The organism is Pseudoalteromonas sp. 2CM39R (genome assembly GCF_023161845.1).
The window spans coordinates 378026-390157 of the sequence record NZ_JALNTM010000003.1 but is presented as its reverse complement, the minus strand read 5'-3'; the positions used below and the strand labels follow the sequence as shown (position 1 = coordinate 390157).

Genomic DNA, 12132 nt, shown 5'->3' with positions numbered 1-12132 from the left:
CTAGGGTTAACTAAATCAAACATACCTTGCCTTGAGTTATTTGATGTTAAAGCGCATATAACTCAAGGGGTAAACCATCTGGATCGGCAAAAAAGGTGAATTTTTTGCCGGTAATTTCATCCACTCTTATTTCTTCTACGTCGATTCCATGCGACTCTAAATACGTTTTACTGTTTTCTACATTACTAACCTTAAATGCTAAATGTCTAAGTCCTTGTGCTTCGGGATAGCTTGGTCTACTTGGCGCATCGTTAAACGAAAATAATTCTAACTGACTGCCATCAGGTAAAGCTAAATCGAGTTTGTAAGACTGACGCTCTGCTCGATAATGCTCATTAATAATTGAGAGCTTTAATATTTCACTATAAAAATGTTTAGAGCGTGGGTAGTTGCTACAAATGATGGCTACATGATGAATGCCTAGTAGTTGCATATATTTTCCTTAAAAAACAAAAAAGCGCACTGAAAGCAGTGCGCTGTTTATCAATACATATTTGCTTGGTGTAATGTTAGCTTTTAGCTAGGCTCTGCGTCTTTACACGCTTTTACAGCTGGTGCAACAAGCTCTAAACCTGTTTTATCACACGGTGGAAGTTTAGCATCGCTAACAGCAATGGGGGTTACTCGCTCGCCCCATTTGATATAGCTTGCCGCCCACGTTAGGCCTGCTCCAAATGCAGCCGACATAATATTGGCATGCGGCTTAATTAAACCTTGCTCAACGGCCTCACACAGCGCAATGGCAATCGTTGCAGCAGAGGTATTACCGTATTCGCCAATGTTAACCATTACTTTACTGTCTTCAACCTTTAAACGGTTTTGAATTGCTTGAATAATGCGTAAGTTAGCTTGATGCGGAACTAGTACATCGATATCGTCTAACTTAAGGTTGGCTTGTTCAAGCACGTCGTCACAGGCTTCACTCATGCCTTTAACGGCACGTTTAAATATTTCACGCCCTTCAAATAAAAGGTCTGATGGGCCAATTGGCTCATATTTATTTAAATCACTGCCAAAATTAGTAATGTGTAAAATATCACGATCTTCGCTGTCACAGCCGGTTTTAGTTCCTAATAAGCCTGCAGGTGTTTCTGCTGCTTCAAGCACAACGGCACCGGCACCATCACCAAATAAAACAGCACTGTCGCGTCGCGCCCAGTTTACATACCAAGTCATGCGTTCAGCGGCAATAACTACGGCTTTTTTGATCATCCCAGCCTGTATTTGCGCTGTCGCAGCTTGTAAAGCATATAAAAAACCAGAACATGCTGCATTGGTGTCCATGGCTGCAGCGCCAGTGGCGCCAATATTTTTTTGTACTAATGAGGCAGTGTTTGCAACTACTGTTGAGGGGGTGCATGTTGCTAAAATAACTAAATCGATATCTTTTGCATCTACGCCAGCGCAAGCAATAGCATGTTTTGCAGCCACACTAGCAAGCTCGGCAGTACTTACATGGCTAACTCTACGGGCTTTGATACCGGTACGCGTGGTGATCCACTCATCGGTGGTATCTACAATTTCACTTATTTCGTCGTTGCTGATGCTGGCTGGTGGAATGCATTTGCCCCAACCAGTGATATGTGCGTAAGGCATAGTGTGTTCTCTTAAAAGTGGTATGACGTGTTCGTCTAATGAATACGTTATAACAAAAATTAGCTATTAACTCTAGTTTATAGCAGCTATAGAGCTGTAATTACTGCTATTTTACCAATTGTTTGTTGTATTTTTAGTGAAAGGTTAATTGTAAGTTTTTACTTTGTAAATTAAATGAGTGTTTAGCTTAGGTGCTTTTTATAAGCTAGTCCATCACCTTGAATACTTACTCAAGCATTCGTGACGTATGCTTGAGTGCAGCTCAGCCAGCAGCTAATATAAGGCGATTTAGTGTATAATAGATGCAATAAAAAAAGCATGTTAATCATGAATAATAAAACCCAGTGTATCCAGGAACCCTATTGTGTTAATTAAAACCGACCCAGCTATTAGCCGATTATTAATGTTGCGCAGTGGTGCCATTGTTGTTCAGCTTATTGCGGTACTCAGTGTGTATTTTTTACTAGAACATCAAATTGCACTTATGCCGTTGTTAGGGGTTATTGCTGTTGAGGCGGTTTTTCAGTTAGCCAGTGTATTTGCCTACCGGCATGTAAGCCAAGCAAAGCCAATTGGCATGTTAATGCAACTGACCGCCGATGTGCTTTTTTTAACTATTTTGTTGTCTTTAAGCGGCGGTGCAACTAACGCATTTGTGTCGTTATTGTTGCTGCCAATTATGATAGCTGCAATCACACTAAGCGCTCGAGGGCTTGCCTATATTGCTGTATTGGCCATTGCCGCCTATAGCTTATTATTAATTAAAATGCCCGAACACAGTATGCACCAAATGAATATGAATGGTCATTTTATTGGTATGTGGGTTAATTTTGTTATAAGTGCTTGCGTAATTGCGTTAGTTATAGGGGCTATGAACCGCGCTTTGCAACAGCGTGAACGCACTATTGCCAAAGTTAGAGAAAAACAGTTACGCAATGAACAACTAGTAACACTTGATGGCGCAGCGGCGCAAATTACTCATCAATTAGCAACACCAATTGCTAATTTACAATTATTATTTGAAGAGCTTTTAGAAGAGCATCCTAACAATGAAGTTATTCAGCAAATGCAAACGCCGCTATTGCAATGCCGCACTCAGCTTAACGACTTTAGAAAGCTCTCAACGCAGTTACGAGATAAAAACACTCAAGCACCAATTAAAGCAGAGCAGCTGCAAAATCAAATTCATGATACGTTACTATTACAATACCCCAATCAACAAATAAACTGGCTTAACGAGTCACCTGAAGCCACATTACAAAGTGACGCTATGCTGTTACCTGCAATTTTAAATTTATTACAAAATGCAGTACTTGCTAATCAAAAAAACGCCCAAGTGCAACTTGAACTAAGTTGGCAGCAACCTGACGCACAAAACATTGCGTTAATTATTCGTGATTTTGGTGCTGGTTTTTCATCCTCAGAGTTAGCAGAGTTAGGTGGGCAGTTAATGCCTAGTGAGCAAGGCATGGGGATCGCAGTTATGTTATCAAATGTGACATTTGAGCGGTTAAATGGCTCGTTAACTGTATATAATCACCCCGAAGGCGGAGCGGTTGCAAAGATAACGATGCCACTATTAACAGCAGAGACAAAAGCATGAAGCTACTTATTATTGAGGATGATATTAATTTAGCGACAACGTTGGCACGGCGGCTAACTAAGCACGGTTTTAACTGCGAGATCACTCATAATCAAACTGATGCACTTCTAAAGGCTCGCCAGCAACAGCCTGATTGTATTTTATTAGATATGAAACTGGCTGATGAAAATGGACTGTCGCTTATTGCACCGCTGCGGCATTTACTCACTCATGCACATATTGTATTGCTGACTGGCTTTGCAAGTATAGCTACAGCCGTAGAGGCGATGCGTTTAGGTGCTAATGACTATTTAACTAAGCCTGTTGATATGGCAAGTTTATTAAAAGCACTTAAAGTTGAGGTGGCAAGTTCGGCAGTAACTGAAATTTCTGAGGGGGTTATGTCGCCCGAGCGGTTAGAGTGGGAACATATTCAACATGTTTTACACAGTAATAATGGTAATGTATCAATGACCGCAAGGCAGCTTAATATGCATAGGCGGACACTACAGCGTAAATTACAAAAAAAACCAGTGCAGCAGTAATGCAAAATCAAAAAATTATTTTATTTGATGCGCAATGTAAGCTGTGTAGTGCATGGTGCAATTTTGTTATAGCTCACGATCCGAGCATTAAATTTAAATTGTGCAGCGTGCAATCGCCGGCTGGGCAAACGCTACTTGCTCAATTTGGTTTTTCCACTACCGATTTTACTTCGATGATTTATATAGAAGCACAAAAGCCATATACCCGCAGCCAAGCCGTTTTTCGAGTGTTCAGTCAGTTAGGCTATCCGTGGAAGTTGATTAGCGTATTTAAGTTATTACCACGAAAGCTGACTGATTGGCTTTATAACAAAGTGGCTAAAAACCGTTATACATTATTTGGTAAATACCAGTACTGTCGAATTCCTCAACAAAAAGATGAAGATCACTACTTATAACCACATTTTTAGCAAGTGCTGGATCACTTAGGCTGTGCTAAAATCGCGGCGTTTAATTACTAGTAAATAGGTTTTAAGGGCTTTTTCATGGCAAATACAGCGCACGCACTGCATATTTTAGTAAAACATAAAGAGATTGCGGAAGACATCATTAAGCAATTAGGCAAAGGCGCAAAGTTTCAAACCTTAGCTAAAAAATATTCGTCTTGTCCGTCGGGCAAAAAGGGCGGTGATTTAGGTGAGTTTAGACGCGGCCAAATGGTACCGCAGTTTGATAAAGTTGCTTTTAGTGGTGCAATTTTAGAGCCGCATTTAGTGAAGACAAAATTTGGTTGGCATGTGATTAAGGTGCTTTATCGCACTTAAAAAGCGGAATTTTAAGTTCCCGCTATACTTACTATTTCTCATTTTATAACTGCTAAAACACCTTGGAATGACTATGAAGCTATTTAATTTATGCTGCAGTGTTATCCTCATTGCCCTGTCTTTTTTTGCATGTGGCAGCGAGCAAACTGTGACGCTAAAAATAGGAAAACCAAGCACACCTAATATGCCAAGAAACCACTATGTTTTGAGCTTATTAGAAAAAAGCTTTGCGCAGATGAATGTAAAACTCAATATTAGTTATAGTGTTGAGCCGATGAATACCAAGCGAGTATTAGAAGAGCTAAAGCACTATGGGGCTATTAATTTTGCTTGGTTAAGTATGTCAAAAGAGCAAGCAAATAGCCTCGTACACACAACCTTTCCAATATACAACGGCTTGCACTCAAAACGTTTACTGATGATAAAACAAAGCCGGCTGGGCGAATTTTCAGATATAAAAACCCTTGAACAACTAAAGCCTTTTATAGCCTTACAAAAGCAAAGTTGGTCTGATTATTATGTATTAAAGAACAATGGCTTAACAGTTAATGGTGATTTGAGTTATGAAAGCATGTTAAAAGCGTTAGATGAAGGACTTGGCGATTACTTTCCTCGTTCAGTAACTGCGATTAGAGCTGAAATACAAAAAAGCCCACAATACAACTTTGTAATTGAGCCACATATTATGCTGCAGTACGATAATTTTTATTACTTTTATGCAAACGAAAAAAATAAAGCAATTATCGACTTATTACAGCAGGGTTTAACAAAGCTAGCAAAAAAAGGTGAGCTTGATGCCCTCTACACGCATTTTTACCATGATGTTGAGGACGGGCTTGGTTTAAATCAGCGAACTGTATTTAAACTAAAGCATTAGGGCCTGTTAACTAATCTTGCTTAGCTTCTTCTTCGCTTATTTGCTTAAGTGCTTGAATAAACGACTCACTCGGCTGCCCACCGGTAAGCGCATACTTATCATTTATAATGAAAGTAGGCACTGAAGTAATACCCATTTGCTTAAAGTTATTTTGCTCTTCGCGAACCGCTTGTACGTATTTATCTGAGTGTAAAATATCTCGGGCTGTATCTTTGTTAAGGCCTACTCTTTCAACCACATCCAGTAGTGCATCTTCTTGATTTAAATATTTTAAATCGGTGAAGTGTGCTTCAAAAAACGCCAATTTCAACTCAGTTTGCTTGCCTTCTTCACGAGCCCACATTAGCAAGCGGTGAAGATCAAAGCTGTTGATCATGATGCGTTTACCGTCAAAATTAAAGGTAAACCCAGCTCGCTCACCCGCATCTGCCATGTTTTGACGATTTCGCGCGCTTTCTTCTTCGGTTAAGCTGTATTTTTGCTGCAAATGCTCGTCTAAGTCTTGCCCTTCAAGTGGCATATCTGGATTAAGCTCAAAAGGGTGCCATGTAATATCCGCACTCATTTCTTCTTTTAATTCTGCCAATGCGGTTTCTAAGTTCTTGTAACCGATAATACACCACGGGCACATTACATCTGAAACGATATCTATTTTAAAGTTTTTCATAAGAGTCCTTTAAGGATTGCTTTGTAATAGCAATGGATATTGGGATAGAGCCTACCTTATCAATATTTAAACAAAAAGAGCAACGAAAGTGCTGCTCTTTTATTGAATGTTTTCAGGTTAGCTGTTTAAGCCAAACGGGTCGTCAATGCTATGACTCGGTTGAGTAAACCAGCGCGGACCGTCATCTGTCATGTAAAAATGATCTTCTAATCTAACCCCAAACTCATCTGGAATAACCAGCATGGGTTCGTTACTAAAACACATGCCTGTGGCAAGCGGGGTTTTATCACCGCCAACTAGGTATGGCCATTCGTGAATGTCTAAGCCAATACCATGGCCCGTACGATGCGGACAACCTGGTGTTTGGTATTCAGGGCCTAAGCCTTGAGCTGCTAAGTAACTGCGGGCTGCTTCGTCAACCGATTCACAGGTTTCGCCAAGGGCTGCTTGATTGAAAGCTGCTAATTGTGCCGCTTTTTCAAAATCCCAAAATAGGCGTTGGCGGCTGGTTGCTTCACCAAATACGTAAGTACGGGTAATATCAGAAAGGTAATCGTGCACTTTACATCCAGTATCGATAAGCACCATGTCGCCTTTTTTCAAAATTTGTGGATCTTTTACGCCATGTGGGAATGAGGTGGCAAGGCCAAACAATACAATACAGAAGTAATTACCTGGGGCACCTACTTTTTGATGGGCTTTTTTTATAAATTCTTCGACTTCTACGGTGCTAATTCCTTCATAAAGCATGCTCGCTGTAGCCTGATGAACCGCTAAAGTCATATTCATGGCACATTGCATTAATGCTAATTCATTGGCTGATTTATGCATTCGACAATGTGCGGTTACAGGTTGTGCGTTAACTAGTTTTAATCCTGAACTGGCTTTATTGATACCATCAAAAATAAAAAACTGTGCGCTTTCATCAATACCAACGGTAGCGGTGTCGCTAATATTGAGCTGCTTAAGCACTTTAACACATAGCTCAAATGGGTTTTCATGCTCTTGCCAGCCGTGTATTGAGCCATCAATAACCTTAAAGCCATTTAAAGAGCCAATTTCAAAATGTGGAGCAATGTATTGCACATCACCTACGGCAGGTAAAATAGCGCCAACAAGTCGTTCACTGGCATACCATTTCATTCCGGTGAAATACGTTAAGTTGGTACCTGCGTTTAAATAAATGGCATCAATGTTGTGCGCTTGCATATAGGCTTGCGCTTTGGCCATACGCGCTAAATACTCATCGGCCTGAATTGGCGTTACTGAGTGGGTCATATTGCTTAAACTAGCAAGTGCTTGCTCGGGTGTGTGTGTACCAATACCAACTGTGGTCATATATTTCTCCTACAAAATTTTGCATAGTGTGTAGGCTAAATGCGTTCAATTCAAATTAATTGCGATTAGTGAACAAGGGATTGAACAAATGGGGATGAGTTATCAAGTCTCTCATTACCAAGGACTTGATAACCTTGGGCTATTTTTTCGCGTAGGGTAAGCGAGTGAGCTTATTTGTCGTGTGGTAACTATCTAATCCGGTTACTGCAACTGTGTCGATGGCTTGTAAGTCTAAAAAGCCATCACTTTGGAGTGCTGATTCATCTACATACACATCCATTATTTCACCAATAACCAGCTCAGTGCCATTAACAGCTAAATGCTGGTTCTCTACAAATTTTACCGCGTATTTAAGTCGACTTTGTGCAACAAATGGAGCGTTAAACTCATTTAAGTATTCTGTTTTTAACCCCGTTGCATCAAACTCAGATTCATCTTTAGCGTAACGTGCCGAGGTTTGGTGCGCTTGCTGGTAAATGTCACTATTTACTTGATTAATAGTGTAAATGCCTGTTTCTAGAATATTTTCAAATGTATGCCTTGGTACGCTGTGCGGGCGCATGATCATGCCAACAAGTGGTGGGTGTGCGCCTAAATGAATAACCGAACTGACGATGGCTAAATTGGTATTACCTTGCTCATCCTGTGTGCCAATTAAGTTAGCACTTTTAAACCCTGACAATGAATTTATAAAATGCGTACGTGTGTGCTTTTCAAGCGCGGCTATGCGGTCTTTGGAAAAATGCATGTGTTAATTCCTTACCATTTTATGGTGTTTCCTTGCCAATCTAGGTAGGCAGGTTCGTTGTTAAGTTCTAATTGTGGATTTTCGTAAGTAAATTTAAATAATTGCTGGGCAACAAACTCAGGGGTAAACAGTTTATCTGCAGGAACATTTTTCTGAAATGGCTTAGAAAGCTGTGTATCTGTGGTACCTGGGTGAAATAAAATCAGTTTAGTATTTTTAGCGCGACGAGCAAGCTCAATGGCGGCTGTTTTAAATAGCATATTAAGTGCTGATTTTGATGCGCGATAGGTATACCAACCACCTAATTTATTGTCGTTAATACTACCTACACGAGCGCTCAGAGCGGTAATTGTGCAGTGAGTTTTGTGGTTAAGCAGCGGCACTATACTTTGTAAACACAGCAGGGGTACAAGCGTATTAGAGTGCATAAGCTGCATAAAATAATCACTGTTGATTTCTTCAAGCTTTTTTTCTGGCATGTGCTGGTCGTTGTGTAATTGACCATTAAATATAATCACTTGAGCTATATCAACTTGCTGAGATTTTAACGACTCGGTTAGCTCGTTTAGGCTTTGCGCTGAATAGTCGCTCTGAAAATAGTTTACGTTTATGTCGCTGTGATTAATGTTCGATGAGCTGACACAAATAATATTAAATTGTGTTGCTTGTTGGTTTAAGTGATTAACGTAAGATTGGGCAATGGCGCTACTAGCGCCAAATAAAATCACTGTTTTCATTTTTCACCTTTGCTTTTGATATTACATTGACCTGAGTTGCACTGTGCATTAGGCATTAAAAAACGGCTAATGTGATGACGGTATTTTGCAAAAAAAGTATAAGCATGATCGGCAAAAAAACGAATGACGGGCAAACGAATAATCTTGAGCCAAGGGTATTTTCCAACAGTACGCCAGGCTTGATAAGTCACGTCTAAGCCGTAAATTATCTGCCCATTATCAGTTTGGGCGTGCAGTATATTCATGGCGTATTGCTTATCGATTGCGGGAAAACGCTCACTAAAGTCATCAGAATTTAAATCTTCTAGTGTAATTTTATGATCAACATCGACACGTTTTAAATGCTGCATCTCTGCATTGCAAAGGGGGCAATTACCATCGTAAAAAATGATCATGTCATCGCTTTGTGTTTATTTTACATATGCTTTTTTACGACATGCTGTTGCAAATGGATCTATTAAATAAGTAAACATAATGATATTAATAGGCCTCAAAGAAACAAAGGAGAGCTAAAAATGAGTGAACAATATGCCGCCTTGCGAGGTAATGTAAATTTACTTGGGCAATTATTAGGACAAACTATTAAAGATGCTCAAGGACAAGATATTTTAGATAAAGTAGAAGAAATTCGGGCTTTATCAAAATCATCTCGCAGTGGCAATGAAGCTGATCGTAAAGCGCTTATAGATGTACTGCATGCGCTTAGTGATGAAGAGCTTTTACCGGTTGCCCGTTCATTTAATCATTTTTTAAACTTAGCTAATGTTGCAGAGCAGTTTCATACCATATCACGTTTTAATGATATTGGTTTTTGCCAACTAAACCCTCTCACTCAAACATTAAAAACGTTAGCAGCAAAGGCCGAACAAGGTCAGCTTAATCATAATCATTTAGCTGAAACCCTCTCAAAACTCCACATAAACTTAGTACTAACAGCACACCCAACCGAGGTGACTCGCCGTACTATTATTAATAAACATGTTGAACTTAGCGATTGTTTAGCATCGCTTGAGCGTACCGACAATCTAGCGCAAGAACGCGAAGCAATCTTAAATCGTATTGCGCAGTTAATTAGTCAAGCATGGCATACTGACGATATTCGTCGTTCACGTCCAAGCCCTGTCGATGAGGCTAAATGGGGCTACGCAGTCATTGAAAACAGTTTGTGGGAAGCGGTGCCCCGTTTTTTACGTGAGTTTAGCCAGCATGTAAAACAACATTTAAGCTTGGAGTTGCCAGCAGATTATAGCCCGATAGAATTTACTTCTTGGATGGGGGGAGATCGTGATGGTAACCCGTTTGTAACCGCCGAAGTAACCAAGCAAGTGCTCGACCATGGCCGTTGGATGGCACTGGATTTATACCAGCGTGATTTAGAAACGCTCTGTGCTGAACTTTCTATGTCGGATGCCAGCGATGAGCTCATTAAATTGGCAGGGCAAGAGTTTGAACCGTACCGTGCTGTTTTGAAAGATGTTAAAAACCAAGTTGCAGAAACGGTGATGCATTTAAGCGCTAAAATTAAAAATAAGCGCACTGAATCTCAAGATTTAATCACCGATATTAATCAAATTAAGCACCCCATTGAAGTGTGTTATCGCTCTTTATTAAAGTGCAACATGCAAGTAGTGGCCAATGGCTTACTACTGGATATGATTCACCGAGTAAATAGCTTTGGACTGCGTTTGGCAAAACTAGACGTGCGCCAAGATTCGTCGAGACACAGTGATGTATTTTCTGAGCTAACTCGTTACTTAGGTATTGGCGACTACAACCAATGGCAAGAGCAAGATAAGCAGGCTTTTTTACTTGCTGAGCTTAACTCTCGTCGTCCGCTTATTCCTAAGCATTGGCAACCCAGCCCTGAAGTGCAAGAGGTGCTCGACACCTTTGATGTTATTGCGCAGCAAGATGCAAAAACCTTTGGTTTATATATTATTTCTATGGCCCGAACTGCTTCTGATATTTTAGCGGTGCAGTTATTACTTAAAGAGTCAGGCTGCGGTTTTGAACTACCCGTGGCGCCCTTATTTGAGACCTTAGATGACTTAAACGATGGTCATAATGTTATTACTACATTGCTTAATAATGAGTGGTACCGAGGTCATATTAAAAATACTCAAAATGTGATGATTGGTTATTCAGACTCAGCCAAAGATGCGGGTATGATGGCTGCTGGCTGGGCACAATATGAGGCAATGGACAAGTTAGTGCAACTGGCGGATGAACGCGGTATTGAGCTGGTTTTATTTCATGGTCGTGGAGGCACGGTTGGTCGAGGCGGTGCACCTGCTGCACAAGCCTTGCATTCGCAGCCACCGGGTTCACTCAAAGGGGGCCTTAGGGTGACAGAGCAAGGCGAAATGATCCGCTTTAAATTTGGCTTACCCAATGTGGCATTGCAAAGCTTAAACATATACGCGGGTGCGGTGCTGCAAAGTAACTTATTACCACCGCCAGAGCCCAAAGATGAATGGCGCGAAGTCATGGCATTAATTAGTGATGTATCGTGCGAGCACTACCGCAATGTGGTACGCTACGATGAAAACTTTGTACCTTACTTCAGAATGGCAACACCAGAATTGGAGCTATCTAAATTGCCATTAGGTTCAAGGCCAGCTAAACGTAATCCTAATGGTGGGGTAGAGAGCTTACGCGCTATTCCGTGGATATTTGCGTGGAGTCAAAATCGTTTAATGTTACCTGCATGGTTAGGCGCATTAAGTGGACTTAAAGCAGCGCTTGAAAAATATGGGATTGAAACCCTAAGCGAAATGAGTTTGCAATGGCCTTTCTTTCGAGCTCGTTTAGAAATGCTAGAAATGGTATTTAGTAAAGCGGATAACTGGTTAAGTGAGCACTACGATAATGCGCTGGTGGAAGACATGTATAAACCTTTAGGTGTTGCCTTACGTGAGGAATTAGCTGAGGCGATAACCTTAGTGCAATCATTGAGCCCGCAAAAAAGTCTATTAGCCGACCAACCTTGGATCAAAGAGTCTATTGGGCTTAGAAATCCATACACAGATCCCCTTAACGTGTTACAAGTTGAGCTATTACGTCGCTCTCGTGGCGATGATAAAGGTAATGAAAGCGATATAGATAATGCCTTAATGATCACCATGACGGGGATTGCAGCGGGTATGCGAAATACAGGTTAATCCAAAATTAGATTAGTTTTAAAGGGAACACGCGACGTGTTCCCTTTTTTTACGCTGAATAGGCTGGTATTTCGTTTGCCAACCTTTTACACTACTTGGCCATTGAACAAATAAAAA

General features: G+C 40.6%; 13 protein-coding genes. 6 read left to right on the top strand and 7 right to left on the bottom strand.

Going from position 1 to position 12132, the window contains the following annotated elements; all coding sequences use genetic code 11:
• Positions 1-46: 46 nt before the first annotated feature.
• Together MTF66_RS09055 and MTF66_RS09050 are read right to left on the bottom strand one after the other, a co-directional pair.
• Positions 47-433 (bottom strand): VOC family protein, encoded by a 387-nt coding sequence (locus MTF66_RS09055; RefSeq protein ID WP_138621876.1) that lies wholly within the window; start codon positions 431-433, stop codon positions 47-49.
• Positions 434-516: 83 nt separating this feature from the next.
• Complete coding sequence (locus MTF66_RS09050; RefSeq protein ID WP_010389122.1) at positions 517-1596, bottom strand: ketoacyl-ACP synthase III; 1080 nt, start codon at positions 1594-1596, stop codon at positions 517-519.
• A 364-nt stretch (positions 1597-1960) separates the two neighbouring features.
• Here MTF66_RS09050 and MTF66_RS09045 point away from each other — a divergent pair, with 364 nt between their 5' ends.
• From MTF66_RS09045 to MTF66_RS09025, 5 genes are all read left to right on the top strand, one after another.
• Positions 1961-3199, top strand: a complete 1239-nt coding sequence (locus tag MTF66_RS09045) for a HAMP domain-containing sensor histidine kinase (RefSeq protein ID WP_138570193.1) — start codon at positions 1961-1963, stop codon at positions 3197-3199.
• On the top strand, positions 3196-3723 hold the full coding sequence (locus tag MTF66_RS09040) for a response regulator transcription factor (RefSeq protein ID WP_109875211.1): 528 nt from the start codon (positions 3196-3198) through the stop codon (positions 3721-3723). Before MTF66_RS09045 ends, MTF66_RS09040 begins: the two co-directional genes overlap by 4 nt.
• Positions 3723-4121 (top strand): thiol-disulfide oxidoreductase DCC family protein, encoded by a 399-nt coding sequence (locus tag MTF66_RS09035; protein ID WP_138570195.1) that lies wholly within the window; start codon positions 3723-3725, stop codon positions 4119-4121. Before MTF66_RS09040 ends, MTF66_RS09035 begins: the two co-directional genes overlap by 1 nt.
• Positions 4122-4208: 87 nt before the next feature.
• On the top strand, positions 4209-4487 hold the full coding sequence (ppiC, locus tag MTF66_RS09030) for a peptidylprolyl isomerase PpiC (protein ID WP_008464312.1): 279 nt from the start codon (positions 4209-4211) through the stop codon (positions 4485-4487).
• A 73-nt stretch (positions 4488-4560) separates the two neighbouring features.
• Positions 4561-5364: a transporter substrate-binding domain-containing protein gene (locus MTF66_RS09025; RefSeq protein ID WP_248527064.1), complete on the top strand. Its 804-nt coding sequence runs from the start codon at positions 4561-4563 to the stop codon at positions 5362-5364.
• A gap of 10 nt (positions 5365-5374) precedes the next feature.
• On the opposite strand, the gene MTF66_RS09020 is transcribed toward MTF66_RS09025, so the two are convergent.
• The 5 genes from MTF66_RS09020 to MTF66_RS09000 all read right to left on the bottom strand — a co-directional run bounded on the left by MTF66_RS09020 (position 5375) and on the right by MTF66_RS09000 (position 9249).
• Positions 5375-6031: a DsbA family oxidoreductase gene (locus tag MTF66_RS09020; RefSeq protein ID WP_138621880.1), complete on the bottom strand. Its 657-nt coding sequence runs from the start codon at positions 6029-6031 to the stop codon at positions 5375-5377.
• A 117-nt stretch (positions 6032-6148) separates the two neighbouring features.
• On the bottom strand, positions 6149-7369 hold the full coding sequence (locus MTF66_RS09015; protein WP_138621882.1) for a Xaa-Pro peptidase family protein: 1221 nt from the start codon (positions 7367-7369) through the stop codon (positions 6149-6151).
• Between the two features lie 139 nt (positions 7370-7508).
• Positions 7509-8117 (bottom strand): flavin reductase family protein, encoded by a 609-nt coding sequence (locus MTF66_RS09010; protein WP_138621884.1) that lies wholly within the window; start codon positions 8115-8117, stop codon positions 7509-7511.
• An 11-nt stretch (positions 8118-8128) separates the two neighbouring features.
• On the bottom strand, positions 8129-8854 hold the full coding sequence (locus MTF66_RS09005; protein ID WP_138570201.1) for an SDR family NAD(P)-dependent oxidoreductase: 726 nt from the start codon (positions 8852-8854) through the stop codon (positions 8129-8131).
• A complete protein-coding gene (locus tag MTF66_RS09000) occupies positions 8851-9249 on the bottom strand; it encodes a thiol-disulfide oxidoreductase DCC family protein (RefSeq protein ID WP_138621886.1) in 399 nt (132 codons plus the stop codon). The genes MTF66_RS09005 and MTF66_RS09000 overlap by 4 nt, the downstream gene beginning before the upstream one ends.
• Positions 9250-9369: 120 nt before the next feature.
• On the opposite strand from MTF66_RS09000, the gene ppc reads away from it, so the two are divergent.
• Positions 9370-12015 carry a phosphoenolpyruvate carboxylase gene (gene ppc / locus MTF66_RS08995; protein ID WP_138621888.1) on the top strand — a complete coding sequence of 882 codons (2646 nt, stop codon included), beginning with the start codon at positions 9370-9372 and terminating at the stop codon, positions 12013-12015.
• Positions 12016-12132: the final 117 nt, after the last annotated feature.